Source organism: Brevundimonas sp. PWP3-1b1, assembly GCF_049896065.1.
Taxonomy (GTDB): Bacteria; Pseudomonadota; Alphaproteobacteria; order Caulobacterales; family Caulobacteraceae; genus Brevundimonas; species Brevundimonas intermedia_B.
This window is the reverse complement of sequence record NZ_JAFCTO010000002.1, coordinates 261,738-277,335: the sequence shown is the minus strand read 5'-3', so window position 1 is coordinate 277,335 and position 15,598 is coordinate 261,738. Positions and strand designations below refer to the sequence as shown.

The 15,598-nt window shown below is 68.3% G+C and carries 20 protein-coding genes; 15 read left to right on the top strand and 5 right to left on the bottom strand.

What is annotated here, in order from left to right; genetic code table 11:
- Positions 1-2 precede the first annotated feature (2 nt).
- The 8 genes from tolR to ftsH all read left to right on the top strand — a co-directional run bounded on the left by tolR (position 3) and on the right by ftsH (position 8,967).
- A complete protein-coding gene (gene tolR, locus ACP69V_RS13195; protein ID WP_426024280.1) occupies positions 3-470 on the top strand; it encodes a protein TolR in 468 nt (155 codons plus the stop codon).
- Between the two features lie 5 nt (positions 471-475).
- On the top strand, positions 476-1,336 hold the full coding sequence (locus ACP69V_RS13190; RefSeq protein WP_426024279.1) for a hypothetical protein: 861 nt from the start codon (positions 476-478) through the stop codon (positions 1,334-1,336).
- Positions 1,337-1,441: 105 nt separating this feature from the next.
- Complete coding sequence (gene tolB / locus ACP69V_RS13185) at positions 1,442-2,824, top strand: Tol-Pal system beta propeller repeat protein TolB (protein ID WP_426024278.1); 1,383 nt, start codon at positions 1,442-1,444, stop codon at positions 2,822-2,824.
- A gap of 141 nt (positions 2,825-2,965) precedes the next feature.
- On the top strand, positions 2,966-3,529 hold the full coding sequence (gene pal / locus ACP69V_RS13180; RefSeq protein WP_346494213.1) for a peptidoglycan-associated lipoprotein Pal: 564 nt from the start codon (positions 2,966-2,968) through the stop codon (positions 3,527-3,529).
- A gap of 126 nt (positions 3,530-3,655) precedes the next feature.
- Entirely contained in the window at positions 3,656-4,798 is a 1,143-nt protein-coding gene (locus ACP69V_RS13175; protein WP_426024277.1) for a DUF3667 domain-containing protein, read from the top strand.
- Between the two features lie 43 nt (positions 4,799-4,841).
- Entirely contained in the window at positions 4,842-5,687 is an 846-nt protein-coding gene (locus ACP69V_RS13170; RefSeq protein ID WP_426024276.1) for a tol-pal system protein, read from the top strand.
- Positions 5,678-6,922: a tRNA lysidine(34) synthetase TilS gene (gene tilS, locus ACP69V_RS13165; RefSeq protein ID WP_426024275.1), complete on the top strand. Its 1,245-nt coding sequence runs from the start codon at positions 5,678-5,680 to the stop codon at positions 6,920-6,922. Before ACP69V_RS13170 ends, tilS begins: the two co-directional genes overlap by 10 nt.
- A gap of 86 nt (positions 6,923-7,008) precedes the next feature.
- Positions 7,009-8,967, top strand: a complete 1,959-nt coding sequence (ftsH, locus tag ACP69V_RS13160) for an ATP-dependent zinc metalloprotease FtsH (protein ID WP_426024274.1) — start codon at positions 7,009-7,011, stop codon at positions 8,965-8,967.
- 80 nt (positions 8,968-9,047) lie between these two features.
- Here the strand turns inward: ftsH and ACP69V_RS13155 are convergent, their stop codons facing one another.
- A complete protein-coding gene (locus ACP69V_RS13155) occupies positions 9,048-9,464 on the bottom strand; it encodes a GreA/GreB family elongation factor (RefSeq protein ID WP_426024273.1) in 417 nt (138 codons plus the stop codon).
- Between the two features lie 207 nt (positions 9,465-9,671).
- On the opposite strand from ACP69V_RS13155, the gene folP reads away from it, so the two are divergent.
- Entirely contained in the window at positions 9,672-10,520 is an 849-nt protein-coding gene (folP, locus tag ACP69V_RS13150; RefSeq protein ID WP_426024272.1) for a dihydropteroate synthase, read from the top strand.
- Here folP and ACP69V_RS13145 read toward each other — a convergent pair.
- The gene (locus ACP69V_RS13145; protein ID WP_426024271.1) at positions 10,496-10,924 is read right to left on the bottom strand and encodes a DUF1579 family protein; all 429 of its coding nucleotides are present in this window, start codon (positions 10,922-10,924) and stop codon (positions 10,496-10,498) included. The genes folP and ACP69V_RS13145 overlap by 25 nt on opposite strands.
- A gap of 139 nt (positions 10,925-11,063) precedes the next feature.
- On the opposite strand from ACP69V_RS13145, the gene ACP69V_RS13140 reads away from it, so the two are divergent.
- Genes ACP69V_RS13140 through thiD form a run of 3 tightly spaced genes read left to right on the top strand, consistent with a single transcriptional unit; the run spans position 11,064 to position 12,604 of the window.
- On the top strand, positions 11,064-11,420 hold the full coding sequence (locus tag ACP69V_RS13140; protein WP_426024270.1) for a DMT family protein: 357 nt from the start codon (positions 11,064-11,066) through the stop codon (positions 11,418-11,420).
- A gap of 42 nt (positions 11,421-11,462) precedes the next feature.
- A complete protein-coding gene (locus ACP69V_RS13135) occupies positions 11,463-11,807 on the top strand; it encodes a DMT family transporter (protein ID WP_426024269.1) in 345 nt (114 codons plus the stop codon).
- Positions 11,804-12,604: a bifunctional hydroxymethylpyrimidine kinase/phosphomethylpyrimidine kinase gene (gene thiD / locus ACP69V_RS13130; RefSeq protein WP_426024268.1), complete on the top strand. Its 801-nt coding sequence runs from the start codon at positions 11,804-11,806 to the stop codon at positions 12,602-12,604. Before ACP69V_RS13135 ends, thiD begins: the two co-directional genes overlap by 4 nt.
- A gap of 23 nt (positions 12,605-12,627) precedes the next feature.
- On the opposite strand, the gene fliE is transcribed toward thiD, so the two are convergent.
- The 3 genes from fliE to flgB are packed head-to-tail and all read right to left on the bottom strand — an operon-like array spanning position 12,628 to position 13,796.
- Positions 12,628-12,942, bottom strand: coding sequence for a flagellar hook-basal body complex protein FliE (fliE, locus tag ACP69V_RS13125; protein WP_346494190.1), 315 nt, complete (start codon positions 12,940-12,942; stop codon positions 12,628-12,630).
- 10 nt (positions 12,943-12,952) lie between these two features.
- Positions 12,953-13,372 carry a flagellar basal body rod protein FlgC gene (flgC, locus tag ACP69V_RS13120; RefSeq protein ID WP_197458415.1) on the bottom strand — a complete coding sequence of 140 codons (420 nt, stop codon included), beginning with the start codon at positions 13,370-13,372 and terminating at the stop codon, positions 12,953-12,955.
- A 16-nt stretch (positions 13,373-13,388) separates the two neighbouring features.
- Positions 13,389-13,796, bottom strand: a complete 408-nt coding sequence (gene flgB, locus ACP69V_RS13115) for a flagellar basal body rod protein FlgB (RefSeq protein WP_346494188.1) — start codon at positions 13,794-13,796, stop codon at positions 13,389-13,391.
- Between the two features lie 144 nt (positions 13,797-13,940).
- On the opposite strand from flgB, the gene ACP69V_RS13110 reads away from it, so the two are divergent.
- The 3 genes from ACP69V_RS13110 to ACP69V_RS13100 all read left to right on the top strand — a co-directional run bounded on the left by ACP69V_RS13110 (position 13,941) and on the right by ACP69V_RS13100 (position 15,466).
- Positions 13,941-14,246, top strand: coding sequence for a FliO/MopB family protein (locus ACP69V_RS13110; RefSeq protein ID WP_426024267.1), 306 nt, complete (start codon positions 13,941-13,943; stop codon positions 14,244-14,246).
- A 14-nt stretch (positions 14,247-14,260) separates the two neighbouring features.
- Complete coding sequence (fliP, locus tag ACP69V_RS13105) at positions 14,261-15,073, top strand: flagellar type III secretion system pore protein FliP (protein WP_346494683.1); 813 nt, start codon at positions 14,261-14,263, stop codon at positions 15,071-15,073.
- A gap of 114 nt (positions 15,074-15,187) precedes the next feature.
- Positions 15,188-15,466 carry an HU family DNA-binding protein gene (locus ACP69V_RS13100; protein WP_087120554.1) on the top strand — a complete coding sequence of 93 codons (279 nt, stop codon included), beginning with the start codon at positions 15,188-15,190 and terminating at the stop codon, positions 15,464-15,466.
- The last annotated feature ends 132 nt before the right edge of the window (positions 15,467-15,598 follow it).

Below are 15,598 nucleotides of genomic sequence, written 5' to 3'. Positions count from 1 at the left end.
CCATGGCGCTTGGTGGCGGTGGGGGCGGTGGTTCGAGCGGCGGCGGGGGTCGTCGTGGACGGCGGGGGCGTAAAGGGCCTCTGACCGAGATCAACGTCACGCCCCTGGTGGATGTGATGCTGGTGCTGCTGATCATCTTCATGATCTCGGCGCCGTTGCTGACGGTCGGCGTGCCGGTGGAACTGCCCAAGACCGAGGCCAGCGCGGTCGAGATCAAGTCGGAACCCCTGTCGGTCAGCATCGACCAGCAGGGCGCCATCTTCGTCGGCGACAGCGAGACGGCGTTCGACCAGCTGTCGACGCGGTTGCTGACTGAGGCTGGCGGCGCGGAACAGGCGTCGGAACGGCCGGTGTTCGTGCGGGCCGACGGACGCGCGCCCTATCAGGCGGTGGCGCGGGTGATGGCGCGGCTCAGCGCCTCGGGCTTCACCAAGCTGAACCTGATCACCGACACGGCGCCGGAGGCCTGAGCCCCTTGCGTCGTCCGAGCCCAGCGATCCTCGGATCCCTCGCCCTGCACGCCGGGGCAGTCGCGCTCGCCTTCTTGATGGTGTCGCACAAGGTGGACGAGGACGAGACGCCGCTGGTGGCCTCGGTGCCGGTGACCATCGTCTCGGAAGAGGTGATCCAGGCCGCCGCCGCCGACAATCCCCAGCCCGAACCGTCGCCCGACGACGCCGCGACCGCGCCGGTGCAGCAGCCCGATCCGGTTCCGCCCACGCCCCAGCCGACGCCGCCCCAGCCCGCACCGCGTCCGACGCCGACGCCCCCTCGACCCACGCCGGCGCGGCCTGCGCCCGCGCCTACGCCGACCCCCACGCCGCGCCCGACGCCCCCCCGGCCCCAGCCGGCGACGCCAGCGCCGGCGACCAAGGCCCCGACCAATCCGCGTCCGGCGACGCCCGCGCCCGCCCGTCCGGCCCCGCAACGGCCCGAGCCGAGCCTGGACCTGGACGCCCTGGCCGGACCGACGCGCCCCAATAGCAATCGCGGCCGACCGGCGACGGGTCAGACCGGCAGCGGAGCCGCCAGCCGAGCGACAGGGCCGCAGCTGGCCGCGCTGGGCGCCCAGGTTACGCCGAACTGGAACCTGAACTGCGATCTGCCGGGCATGGATTCGCTGGTCATCCGAGTGACGGTGCGGCTGACGGCCGACGGTCAGATCGTCGGCACGCCCAGACTCGAACAGCCGCGCAGCGATGCGACCGGCAGGGCCGCGTCGGACGCCATGTTGCGTGCGCTTCGGGCCACCGCACCCTTCAATGTACCGGCGGGCTTTCAGGCTCAGGAAGTGCCGTTCCGCTTCGAAACCGCGCGCCAATGCGGAAATCGCTAGGGCGCCGGTCCGAAAATAAGCCCCAATCGCCGTGAAGCGTGGCGAAACCGATACGACCTGCCGATAAGGGTCGAACGTGTCTCTGGACTACCGAGGGAAACAAGCATGCGACTGAACCTTCTTATGGCCTCCGCCGCCGTCATCGTGACGGCCGGCGCCCTGGTGCAAAGCTCCGTCCAGGCTCAGGCGGCGATGCCTGCCGCCTCGGGCCAGACCCAGGATGTCGTGGTCGATCAGGGCGTGTTGCGGCCGTTGCAGATCGCGGTCGTGCCGTTTGCGGGGACGCACGGGTCGGACATCTCGAACGTGGTCAGCGGCAATCTGAAACGGTCGGGCTTCTTCGAGCCGCTGAACCCGTCCAGCTTCATCGAGACGGGGCTGACGTTGGCCAATGCGCCGAACTTTCCGCAGTGGACCCAGATCGGGGCGCAGGCGGTGTTGTACGGCGGGGTGACGACGCGCGGCGACGGGCGGCTGGACGTGGGCTTCCGCCTGTATGATCCGTATCGCCAGTGCCAGCTGGTCAGCTATCAGTTCACGGCGACCCAGGAACAGTGGCGCCGGATCGCGCACAAGATTTCGGACGTCATCTATCAGCGGATGACGGGCGAGAGCGGCTTCTTCGATTCCCGCGTGATCTTCGTATCCGAAGAGGGCACGCAGCTGAACCGGATCAACCGCCTGACCATCGCCGATCAGGACGGGTTCAACCCGACCTATCTGACGCAGGGCGACGAGGTGATCATGTCGCCGCGCTTCTCGCTGTCGCAGCCCGACGAGATCACCTATGTGGCGCTGGGCAAGGATTACAGCCGCATCTATCTGTACAATCTGACGACCGGCCGGCGCGAGAGCCTGGGCGAGTTCGACGGTCAGGTGCTGGCGCCGCGCTTCTCCAACGACGGCAACAAGATCGCCTTCTCGATCATCCGGGGCGGCAATACCGACGTCTATGTGATGGATCTGCGCAGCCGCCAGATCACGCGCCTGACCAACGACCCCGGCATCGACACCTCGCCCTCGTTCAGCCCGGACGGCAGCCAGATCGTCTTCACTTCGGACCGTTCGGGGTCGGCGCGCCTGTATGTCATGCGCTCGGACGGATCGGGCCAGCGGCCGATCTCGCGCGGGGGCGGCCTGTATACGGCGCCGTCGTGGAGCCCGACCGGCAATCTGATCGCCTTCACCAAACAAGGCGGCGGCCAGTTCTCGACCGGGGTCATGAACTCGGACGGATCGGGCGAGCGCATCCTGTCGTCCAGCTATTTCGAGGAAGGCCCGAACTGGGCGCCCAACGGCCGTTACGTCATGTTCGCGCGCCAGACGCGCGGTGGCGATACGCGCCTGTGGACCGTGGACCTGTCGGGTCGGGTGGTGTCGCAGGCGGGCTATAACGGGCGCGGCACCGACCCTGCCTGGTCGCCGCTGCTGGATCGCCCGCCGACCAATCTGGGCACGAACCAGGGCGCGGACAGCTGTCCGTCCTAAACGCTGCGCCGATCACATCGGAGCCTTAAAGCTGAACTGTGCGTTACCGCCACTGGCGCCGAAAAATCGCCCAAGGCAGACAGTAACGCCAAGCTTGAGGGCTGCGGCCTCGCATAAGAAACACCGTCAGGAGACGACCTCATGAAGACTTCCCGCATTCTCAAGCTGGCGATGGTGGGCTGCGCCGTCGCCGCCATGGCCGCCTGCACCCGCAAGCCCCCGGTCGAGACCGGCGTGCCTGGTCCCAACGACGGCACGACGCAGCCGACGGGCCCGGCCTATCCGACCGCCCCGACAGGCCCTGTGACCGGTGGCGAGATGGGTTCGGCCGCGCCGGGCACCGAGCAGGACTTCGTCGTCAACGTCGGCGACCGCATCTATTTCGACCTGGATTCCTATGAGGTCCGTCCCGAGGCCATGCCGCGCCTGGACGCCCAGGCGCAGTGGCTGCAACGCTATCCGTCGGTGACGATCCGCATCGAAGGCAACGCCGACGAACGCGGCACGCGCGAATACAACCTGGCCCTGGGCGCCCGCCGCGCCGAATCGGTGCGCACCTATCTGATCAACCGCGGCATTCCGGCGGGCCGGATCGACACCATCAGCTTCGGCAAGGAGCGGCCGATCGCGGAAGGGTCGAGCGAGGATTCCTTCGCGCGCAACCGCAACGCCCACACCGCCATCGTGTCGGGCGCGCCTCGCTAAACACTGGCTGAGAAAACAGAGCGAAGGGGCGTCGGCTGAAAGGCCGGCGCCTCTTTTCGTTTCGGCGCTTGTCCTGACGCCGGGCGGGCGGCAAGAACGTCGCCGTAAGGATCGGGGGATCAGGACATGGATATCGAAGGGGCGGGCGGCGCCGTCACGGGCGGCCTGATCGCGGGCGCGATCGAGAAGCCGACGGGCAAGGCGGGCGAGGCCCATGCCCACGGCCTCTGTACCGACTGCGGCGCGGCTACCAGCGGCAACTTCTGCGCCAATTGCGGCCAGCCGACCCACGTCCACCGCACCCTGCTGCACCTGGGCGAAGAGCTGCTGCACGGGGTCATGCATTTCGACGCCCGCATCTGGCGCACCCTGCCGCTGCTGTGGCTGAACCCCGGCCGGCTGACGCGCGAATGGGTCGAGGGGAAACGGTCGCGCTATTTCTCGCCGCTGGCGATCTTCCTGTTCACCCTGTTCGTGATGTTCTTCGCGCTCAGCTTCATGCCTCACCCGGAATCCAAGACCGGCGAGGGGGCGGATATGAGCGAGCGGATCGCCGCCCAGCGTCAAAACCTGACGGAGGCCGAGACGGCCCTGGCCCAGGTCCGCGCCGACAGCGGCGCCCGGCCGGATTCAGCGACGCAGATGGCGTTGAGTGCGGGTCAGAAACTGGTCCAGGATCGGCGTGCGGCGCTGACGCGGCTGGAGGTCGAACAGCGCGACGGCCGCGCCGACGGGCTGAAGCCCGGCAGCTGGCAGGCCAGCATCAAGGATATGGCGACCGGCGAAGGGGGCGAGACCAAGCTGAAGGTGGTCGGCCAGGACGCGAACAAGGAGGGTCACGGCGTCGGCGCCACGGTGTTGAAGAAGCTGCAGAACCCGGACCTGGCGCTCTATAAATTGCAGCAGACGATGTACAAGTTCGCCTTCCTGCTGGTGCCGTTGTCGATCCCGTTCGTGGCCCTGCTGTTCCTGTGGAAGCGCGGGTTCACCCTGTACGATCACGGGGTCTATGTCCTGTATTCGCTGACCTTCATGGCCATGCTGTTGATGCTGATGGTGCTGTCGGCGACGCTGGCGGGGTGGCTGGGTCAGATCGTCATCACCCTGGGGGTGCTGGCCGTGCCGGTGCATATGTTCGCCCAGATGAAGGGCGCCTATTCGTTGTCGTGGTTCTCGGCCCTGTGGCGGACGACGGCGTTGTTGGTGTTCTGCAACATCGTGGTCGGCCTGTTCGTCACGGCCATCGTCTATCTGGGGCTGGGTCACTGAAGACCGGCCTTGCGGCGGCCCCAAATCGGTGAAAGCTAGAGGTATGACCAAGCTCTCGATCTCTCGTGTTCACCTTCTCGCCGCTGCGGCCTTGGGGGTCGTCCTGATTGGCGGCGCCGCCGTCGCGCAACAAGCCCAGCCCAACATCATGGAGCGGACCCAGTGGGACAATCGCCGCCTGGACCAGCTGGATCGCAATGTGCGCCGGCTGGAGCGCGCCCTGACCCAGAGGAACGCCGCCGGTCAGCCGGTTCTGGTCGAGCCGGACCCCGAGGTGGTGACCCTGCAGGGACAGTTCGCCCTGATGGATCGGCGGCTGGGCGATCTGGAGGCCACGGTGCGCCGGATCAATGGCGACAACGAGCGGCTGACCTTCCAGCTGGATGAAGCGACGCGCGACAACCAGGCCCTGACCGCACGGCTGACCGAGACCGAGGCGCGTCTCCAGAAGCTGGAGGCGGCGGCCGAGCTGAATGCGCCGATCGAGGCGACCTCGCCGACGGGCGATGCGACGCGGGACCTGGCGGCGGCTGTGGCCCTGCTGTCCAGCGACCGGCCGCGCGGGGAGCGGGCGCTGGAGACGGTGATCGCGGCCTGGCCCGATACGCCGCAGTCGCGCGAGGCGAACTCGCGTCTGGGCGACCTGCGGGTCGCGGCGAACGACAAGGCGGGGGCGGTGCCCTACTACGCCGCCGCGCTGAAGGACTGGCCGCGCATCGGCTGGGCGGCGGACACGACGCTGAAGCTGGCCGACGCCCTGTTTTCGACCCAGAGAAAGCCGCAGGGCTGTGCGGCTCTGGGCGAGTTCACCCGCCGCTATGCGCCCGCCGCCTCTGACCCGCAAAAGGCGCGGGCGGCGCAGTTGAAGACCACGGGCGGGTGCGCCTGACGCCCGACGATGATCTGACGGCGCGGGCGTTCGCGCGGCTGGATGCACGACTGACGCGAGAGACGGAGCGGCCTGTCGCCTTGGCCCTGTCGGGGGGCGGGGATTCCATCGCCCTGTTGCGACTGGCGACCGACTGGGCGCGCGCGCGCGGACGGCGCGTGCTGGCCCTGACCATCGATCATCGCCTGAATGTGGAGAGCGGCGGCTGGACCGCGTTCGCCGGAGAGGCCGCGCGGGCGGCGGGGGCCAACTGGCGCGGGCTGATCTGGGACGGGGACAAGCCACAGACCGGGCTGACGGCGGCGGCGCGGGCGGCGCGACATGAACTGATCGCCGATGCGGCGCGCGAGGCGGGGGCGCGGGTCGTGCTGTTCGCCCACACCGCCGACGACATCGCCGAGGCCGATCTGATGCGGGCGCAAGGCTCGACGCTGGGACGGGTGCGCGAATGGTCGCCGTCGCCGGCCTGGCCGCAGGGGCGGGGGCTGATGCTGCTGCGGCCCCTGTTGGGCGAGCGGCGCGGGGTGTTGCGGAACTGGCTGGCCGGGCAGGGAGCGGACTGGATCGAGGATCCCGCCAACGCCGATCCGAGGTTCGGGCGCAGCCGGGCGCGGCAGGCGCTGGCGGGGGCCGCTCCGCAGGCAATGGACGATGCACGGGCGCAGGTCGGTGGACGGCCCACGATGGACGGCGAGGCGATGGCAAGGGTGGCCCGCGACATTGGGGCGCGGGCGCTGGCGGCGGCGTTGGTCTGCGTCGGCGGCGGGGCGACGCCGCCGCGCGGGGCAAGGGTGCAGGCTTTGACGGCGCGGCTGAAGGCGGGCGAGGATTTCGCGGCGACCCTGTGCGGCGCGCGGATCGAGGCGGCCGGCGATGGAGTGCGGATCATGCGCGAGGCGGGCGAGCTGGGGCGGAGCGGGGTGGCACCGCTGGTGCTGGCGCCCGGCGTCGAGGCGGTGTGGGACAGGCGTTTCGCCTTTCGCGCCGAGCAGGCGGGATGGTCGGTCGTGGCGGCGCGGGGGCGGCTGTCCAGCTTGTCGGATGCCGACAGGACGTGGATCAATCGCCTGCCGGCGGCGACGCGCGGAGCCTGGCCTGTGCTGGTCCGGGACGGGGGTCTGGCGCCGGTTCTTGCAGGCGAAGGGGTCGAACGGCGCGCGCTTGTCGCGGAACGGCTCAGGCTGGCGCTGGACGAAACGACGCACGAAGACGACCTGATTTCCGCCACCCGATAGCGTAACGCTGATTAAGCTCCTATTTTCCCAGGCAGACACATCCAGACCGTCGACCCACTCGGGTTCGCGGACGACCGAGGACCTCAATGAACCTGCGTAATCTGGCCGTTACCGGCGTGATCATCATGGCGCTGCTGGCGGGCTATGCGATGCTGTCGCAGGGCGGCGCCATGAACGGCGTGGCGGGCCAGCCGCCCGGCGGCAAACCCGAAGTGATGAGCTATTCCACATTGGTGCAGCGGGTGAACGCCGGCGACGTCAAACAGGTGACCATTCGCCTGGACAAGGTGACCGGCGAACTGAAGAGCGGCGAACGCTTCACCTCCACCACCGTCTATCCCAACGAGCAGCTGGTGGCCCAGATGCTGGCGGCCAACGTCGAGATCGACGCCAAGTCGGGCGGCCAGTCGATCTGGATGAGCCTGCTGTTGGGCATCCTGCCGATCGCGCTGCTGATCGGGGTGTGGATCTTCTTCATGCGCCAGATGCAGGGCGGGGCGAAGGGCGCCATGGGCTTCGGCAAGTCCAAGGCCAAGCTGCTGACCGAGCACAAGGGTCGCAAGACCTTCGACGACGTCGCCGGCGTGGACGAGGCCAAGGACGAACTGCAGGAGGTCGTCGACTTCCTGAAGGATCCGGGCAAGTTCCAGCGTCTGGGCGGCAAGATCCCCAAGGGTGCGCTTCTGGTGGGCCCTCCGGGCACCGGCAAGACGCTGCTGGCCCGTGCGGTCGCAGGCGAGGCGGGCGTGCCCTTCTTCTCGATCTCGGGCTCGGACTTCGTCGAGATGTTCGTCGGCGTCGGCGCGTCGCGGGTTCGCGACATGTTCGAACAGGCCAAGAAGAATGCCCCCTGCATCATCTTCATCGATGAGATCGACGCGGTCGGTCGCCATCGCGGCGCCGGACTGGGCGGCGGCAATGACGAGCGCGAACAGACGCTGAACCAGCTGCTGGTCGAGATGGACGGTTTCGAAGCCTCCGAGAACATCATCCTGATCGCCGCCACCAACCGTCCCGACGTGCTGGACCCCGCCCTACTGCGTCCCGGCCGTTTCGACCGCCAGGTGGTGGTGCCGAACCCCGACGTCTCGGGCCGCGAACGCATCCTGCGCGTCCACATGAAGGACGTGCCCCTGGCCGCCGACGTGAACACCAAGACCATCGCGCGCGGCACGCCCGGCTTCTCGGGCGCCGATCTGGCCAATCTGGTCAACGAGGCGGCCCTGACGGCGGCCCGCAAGGACCGTCGCATGGTCACCCAGCGCGACTTCGAGGACGCCAAGGACAAGGTGCTGATGGGCGCCGAGCGTCGCTCCATGGCCATGAACGAGGAAGAAAAGCGCCTGACCGCCTATCACGAAGCTGGTCACGCCATCGTCGCCATGAACGTCAAGATGGCCGACCCGGTCCACAAGGCGACCATCGTCCCGCGCGGCCGGGCGCTGGGCATGGTGATGCAGTTGCCGGAAGGCGACCGCTATTCGATGAAATACCAGCAGATGATCGACCGGATCGCCATCATGGCCGGCGGTCGCGTGGCCGAGGAGCTGATCTTCGGCAAGGAGAACATCACCTCGGGCGCCTCGTCGGACATCGAACAGGCGACCAAGCTGGCCCGCGCCATGGTCACGCGCTGGGGCTTCTCCGAGAAGCTGGGCACGGTGGCCTACGGCGAGAACCAGGAAGAGGTCTTCCTGGGCCACTCGGTCGCGCGCAGCCAGAACGTTTCGGAAGAGACGGCGCGCACCATCGACGAAGAGGTTCGTCGTCTGGTGTCCGCAGGCTGGGACGATGCGCGCCACATCCTGACGACCAAGGCCGAGGACCACGAGAAACTGTCCCAGGCCCTGCTGGAATACGAGACCCTGTCGGGCGAGGAGATCAAGGACCTGCTGGAGAAGGGCGTCGCGCCGAACCGCGACGAGAACAACTTCCCCAACGCCGGGCCTTCGGTCTCGGTGCCGGTGACGCCGGTTTCGGACGGAACCGACATCGAGGTTCCGGTCGCCGCGCCGGCCGCGACCAGCGTGCCGACGGTTCACTGAACCCAGGTTCAGGTTTGAATAAGAAGCCCGCCGGGAGAGCGATCTCCCGGCGGGTTTTTCTTTTGGGGCGGCGTCGCGGGTCAGAGGTCGGCCGGATCCTCCGGACCCTCGACCATGACCGGCGTCAGGCGGCGTTCCGCGCCAGAGGGGCAGGTCCAGGCGATGGTGTGGCCTTCCATCAGGCCGATCAGGCCTGCGCCGACGTGGGACAGGACCGAAACCTTTCCCGCGTCGATGTCGGCCTGGTGCGGCAGGACGATCTGGATGCGGCGCGGCTCGGGCGAGCGGCTGTCGATGTAGTGCAGCCAGCGGTGAAGCGGGGCGGCGCCGGAGGGGCGGTCGCCGGGGGCGCAGACGATGGCGCGCTCAAGCTCTTGCTGCAGCAGCCCGGCGACGCCCTCGCCGGGCATGTCGCCGACGAGGCGGGAGAGGGCGTCGAAGTCGTCGGCGCTGAGGAAGATGTCGGGGCGGGCGGATGTGGCGGGGAAGGGGATCATGGAAGGTCTTTCGCTTGATCGCGAGCGCCCGCGCGCCGTGACAGGACGGCGGGGGCGCTGGCGGTTTTCAGGAGGTGGATCGATGCCCGGAACGGGGCGAAGGGCGCGCGGCCGTTCCGGGTCAGTCGCCTGCGACGAGGCGTCCTGCGTAAGAAAGGCGTCGAGCCTGGCTGACGGGCTGAGTGATCACGGCTAGAGGCTGGTCCCATGGCCCATGAAAGTCAAACCGCGCGGACGGCCGCCTTGTCGCAGGTGATGGGGATCGTGAACGTGACGCCCGACAGCTTCTCGGACGGGGGGCGGTGGGCCTCGACGGACGCGGCGGTGGACCGGGCCATGCAGCTGGTCGCCGACGGGGCCGACGTGCTGGACATCGGCGGCGAGAGCACGCGGCCGGGCGCCGAGCCGGTGGGCGAGGGCGAGGAGATCGACCGGGTCGCGCCGGTGATCGCGGGCGTCCGCGCGCGCTGGGGCGGCCCGATCAGCGTCGATACGATGAAGCCGGCCGTGGCGCGCGCCGCTGTCGCGGCCGGGGCGACGATGTGGAACGACGTGACGGCGCTGGGCCATGCGCCCGACAGTGCGGCGGTCGCGGCGGAGTTGGGGTGCGAGGTGGTGCTGATGCACATGAAGGGCGAGCCCCGCACGATGCAGGCGGACCCGCAGTATGGCGACGTGGTGGCCGAGGTGCGGGACTATCTGCTGAGCCGGGCCGAGGCGGCGATGGCGGCGGGCGCGGCGCGGGAGAAGATCTGGCTGGATCCGGGCATTGGGTTCGGCAAGATGCTGGACCACAACATGGCGCTGACGGCGCGGCTGGGCGAACTGGTCGGGCTGGGGTTCCCGGTGCTGTATGCGGCCAGCCGCAAACGGACGATCCAGGCCATTGATCCGACGGCGGTTCAGGCGACCGACCGGCTGGGCGGCTCGCTGGCCCTGGCGCTGGAGGGCGCGCGGCGCGGGGCGCGGATGGTGCGGGTCCACGATGTGCGCGAGACGGTGCAGGCGCTGAAGGTGCAGGCGGCTGTGTGTCAGGCGGCGTCGCTACAGCGGTAGTCGGTGACGGTGAAGTCGCGCCATTCCCCGTCGGCGCCCAACACCCTTCCCGTCAGCCGCCGCTGATCCGGCGACAAGATCTCCCAGACGTCCAGATAGTCGGTCTCGCCATCCGTGCCGTCCATTCGCGGCCCACGACTGGCCAGAGCTAGTCGGTCGTCCTCGACGGCGCCGTCGTAGGTCCACAGGCCGGGATGGTCCCAGTTGACGAAGTCGCCGACGACGCGGCCCGTGTCAGGATCGAACACCAGCTGGAACCGCGCGCCATCGCTGGATTCGATCACCAGCCAGACTCCGCGCCGCACGACGGTCTCGGTTCCAGTGCGGACCAGTCCGTCGTCCGGAATACTGCGACCCTCATAGGTCCATTCGCCGATCAGGCGATCCAGAAAGGCGTCGGTCATCACACGTCCTCCGATCAGGTTGGGGCAGAATCGATCGCGCGGTCCTCGTGGCGCAAGATGAAAACCGCCGGGGTCGCGGTCAGTTCGTGCGGCCTGACGCCGCAGACGCTAGGTTGGCGATCTCAGCCTGAGTCGAGCCATGACGCCCAGCCCCTATGTCACGCCCATCCTGCTGCTGGTCGCGTCGAACATCTTCATGACCTATGCCTGGTATGGGCATCTGAAGGGCGACCCGAAACCGCTTTGGATCGCGGTCATGGTCAGCTGGGGCGTGGCCTTCTTCGAATACTGGCTGGCGGTGCCGGCCAACCGGATCGGGCATCAGGTCTATTCGGCGGCGGAGCTGAAGACGATGCAGGAGGTAATCACCCTGCTGGTCTTCGCCGGCTTCTCGGTGCTGTATCTGGGCGAGAAGCTGACGGTGAACCACCTGGTCGGGTTCCCCTTCATCGGCCTGGGCGCCTTCTTCATCTTCAAGGGGCCTCTCGGAGCCTGATCGCGGCTTGCTCATGACGACGGCCTGTTCCATCTGGTCGTTATGTCCTGGGTGATGTCGATCAATCCGTGGGTGACGCTGGTCGTCGCCGGTCTGCTGGAGGTCCTGTGGGCCTCGGGCCTCAAGAACGTAGGCGTCAGCCGGCCGTGGACCTCGCTGGGGGTGCTGGTCGCGCTGGCGGGCAGCATGGTCCTGTTGTGGGTCGCCACACAGAAGCTGCCGATCGGCACGGCCTATGCGGTCTGGACCGGCATCGGGGCGGTTGGGGCGGCCGTGGTGGGCGTCCTGGTCTATGGCGAGCCGGCGACGGCGGTGCGGGCGGTGTGCATCCTGCTGATCGTGGCGGGCATCGTCGGGCTGAAGCTGTTTTCGGGAGCGGCGGCATGAGCGTGCTTCATCAGGGCCGGGTCTTGATACTGGCGGGGTCTGACTCGGGCGGCGGCGCGGGCATCCAGGCCGACATCAAGGCCGTGACGATGATGGGCGGGTTCGCCGCGACCGCCATCACGGCGATCACGGTGCAGAACACATTGGGGGTTCACGGGGTCTATCCGCTGCCGCTGGATCTGATCGCGGCCCAGGCGCGGGCGGTGCTGGAGGATATCGGCACGGATGCGTTCAAGACCGGCATGCTGGGCTCGGTCGAGGTGGTCGAGACGGTCGCCGCCCTGCTGGACGAAGCCGATTCGCCGGCCGTGGTCGATCCCGTCATGGTGGCCAAGGGCGGCCATCCCCTGTTGCCCGACGCGGCGGTGAGCGCGGTCAAGGCGCTGATGATCCCGCGCGCGGCCCTGCTGACCCCCAATGCGCCCGAGGCCGAGGCCCTGACCGGGTTCGCCGTCCACGATCTGGATGGCCAGAGGCGGGCGGGCGAGGCCCTGCTGGCCATGGGGGCGCGGGCGGTGCTGATGAAGGGTGGGCATGTGTCGGGGCCGACGGTGATCGACCTGTTGATGACCGGCGACGGCGAGACGGTTCTGGAGGCCGAACGGATCGACACCCGCCACACCCACGGCACCGGCTGCACCCTGGCGAGTGCGTGCGCGGCAGGCCTGGCGCTGGGCCGGCCGCTGGAGGTCGCGGTGGCGGAGGCCTGGGCCTATGTCGGCGAGGCGATCCGCCGCGCGCCGGGCCTGGGCGGCGGCCACGGGCCGCTGGACCACGGCTGGCCGGTGCGGGGGTAGGGCAAGGGAGCGCCTTAACGCCCTCAGATCGGCATCGCCATGATTTCCTTGTAGGCGGAAATCACCTGGTCGCGCACCGAGATCACCGTCTCCAGCGACGCCTCGGCCGAGCTGAGCGCGGTCACCACGTCGATCAGATTGCCCTGACCCTGGACCGATTTCGTCATCTGGGTCTCGGCCGCGCGCGACTGCTGGGTCATGTCGGTCATGGCGTTCTTGACCAGATCGGCGAAGCCGCCGTCGCCGGCGCCCGGTGCCTGCGCTGCGCCGGAAAGCCCGGTCGGCATGGCGCCGCCCTGGACGGCGGCATAGGCCTTGGCGGCCATCATCGGGTTCATGGCTTAGGCCTCAGCGTTTGATGATGTCGAGGGTGCGGCTGTCCATCGACCGCGCCGTCTCGATGACGTTCAGATTGGCTTCGTAGGCGCGCTGCGCCTCGCGCATGTCCATGGCCTCGACCAGAGTGTCCACGTTCGGCCGCATCACATAGCCCTGGGCGTTCGCGGCCGGGTGCGACGGGTCGTAGTCCATCTTGAAGTCCCCCTGATCGGGCCGGACCTCGGCTAAAGTCACCCCGGTCGCGCCATCGACCTCGCGCGCCTGGAAGACGGGGATCTGGCGGCGATAGGGCTCGCCGCCCGGCGTGCGGGCCGTCGACTGGGCGTTGGCGATGTTCTCGGCGATCACGCGCATGCGCGACTGCTGGGCCTTCAGGGCCGAGGCCGCTACGGCCATGGTGCTGTTCGAGGGCGCGATGGGATCAGGCATGGGTCAGTCCTCTGGGTCAGGCCGCGCCGGGCTTGCGCGCCGCCATGCGGATCATGGACATGGATTTCTGGTAGAAGCCGATGGCGGCGTCATAGGCCATGCGGCTCTCGGCCATCTTCAGCATCTGCTCCTCGACCACGACCGAGTTGCCGTCCAGCGTGGTCTCCGAATCCGGCGACTTGGTCGGATCGAACCGCACCGGCGAACCGGCGGGCGCGATATGGGCCGCATTGGTGCGCACCATCTGCAGCCCCCCGCCCGACCGCATGGCGGCGGCGAAGTCTGTCGGCTGCTTCAGGTCACGGCCGACGAAGCCGGGCGTATCGGCGTTTGCGACGTTCTCGGCGATCACGCGCTGACGCTCGTCCAGCCAGCCCAGCCGGCCCTTGATCTGCCCCAGCAGCGGTATGTCGGCGACGCCCATGGCGATCTCCCGTGCGACGCGGATGCGCGCAATGGGCAGAAAATGCCGCCTGCATGGTTAATAACCCCTTATCTCAACGCCTCGTTAACCGTGGTGGTTAACATTCGCCTCCTAAGCGCCGACTGCGCGGGGCCTCAAAGCGTCATGAATTTCCTCGATCTCGTCCGGGCGGTCTTCGGCCTGGCCTTCACCCTCGGCCTGATCGGGATCGTGGCCTGGGCCGCGCGCCGCTATGCGCCCCAGCTGCTGGCCAAGCTCAGCGCCGAACGCGGCGCCCGCCGGCTTCAGGTGGTCGAGACCCTGGTCCTGGATCCCGCCCGCCGCCTGGTCCTGGTCCGCGTCGACGACGAGGAACGGCTGATCCTGCTGGGCGAAGGTCGCGAACTGATCGAACCGCGCCAGACCAACCTCGGCCAGACAAAGCTCGGCCAACCGGGAGGCGGCCTGTGAAACGCACAGCCGTCATAAAACCCGCCCTGTTCGTCAAACCCACGGGCGCAGAGATCAAACGCGCGGCCCTGCTGTCGCTGTTCACCACCCTGGTCTGCCTGGCCTGGCCCGTCGCGGCCCTGGCCCAGCAGGCGGCGCAGAGCGGTTCGGCCCTCAACATCGACCTGGGCACCGGCGCCGGCCTGACCCAGCGCGTGGTCCAGCTGGTCGGCCTGATGACCGTGCTGTCGCTGGCGCCGTCCATCGTCATCATGACCACCAGCTTCGTGCGGATCATCGTCGTCCTGTCGCTGCTGCGCACAGCGCTGGGCATGCAGCAGTCGCCGCCGAACGCCGTCCTGGTGTCCCTGGCGCTGTTCCTTTCCGCCATCGTCATGGCCCCGACCTGGCAGGACGCCTATGATTCGGGCATCCGCCCGCTGATGGATCAGCAGATCGAACTGCCCCAGGCCTTCGATCTGGCGTCGGAACCCGTGAAAACCTTCATGCTGGCCCAGGTGGACCGCGGGGACCTGGCCCTGTTCACCCGCCTCAGCAACATCGAGCCGCCTCAGAACGTCCAGGAACTGCCCCTGCGCGTGGTCACCCCGGCCTTCATGATCAGCGAGCTGAAGAAGGCGTTCGAAATCGGATTTCTCCTTTTCGTTCCGTTCCTTGTGATCGATCTGGTGGTGGCCAGCGTGCTGATGTCCATGGGTATGATGATGTTGCCCCCGGTGGTGGTGTCCCTGCCGTTCAAGTTGATCTTCTTCGTGCTGGTGGACGGCTGGCGACTGGTCGCCGGAAGCCTGGTCGAGAGCTTCCAGCGAGCGTCCGGTACCGGATAATCCCCCGCCCCATATGGCTTTCAGCGTCATAGACGCTTGCAAAGCCGGTCAAAATCCGTGTTGATCCCCCGGTCCTCGCCCGGAATCGGGCGACTAACACTGGAAACGCTTCTTATGACCACTCAAGCCGAACTGATCGCCGCCGTCGCCAAAGACGCCGGTGTCTCGCAGGCCGACGCCGGCAAGGTGCTGACCGCCATCGTCGAAAACATCCACTCGACCCTGAAGTCGGGCGGCGACATCCGCATCTCGAACCTGGGCGTCTTCGACACCGCCGCCCGCGCCGAGCGCGAAGGCCGCAACCCGGCCACCGGCGCGACCATCAAGATCGCCGCCTCCAAGGCCGTGCGCTTCCGCGTGTCCAAGCCCCTGAAGGACGCCGTCAACGGCTAAGCCTTAGATCCTCCCCCGCATCGCGGGGGAGGGGGACCGCCGTCAGGCGGTGGAGGGGGCTACCGCACCACCGGTGTTTGGGTCCGCCCCCTCCACCACTTCGTGGTCCCCCTCCCCCGTAAAGCACGGGGG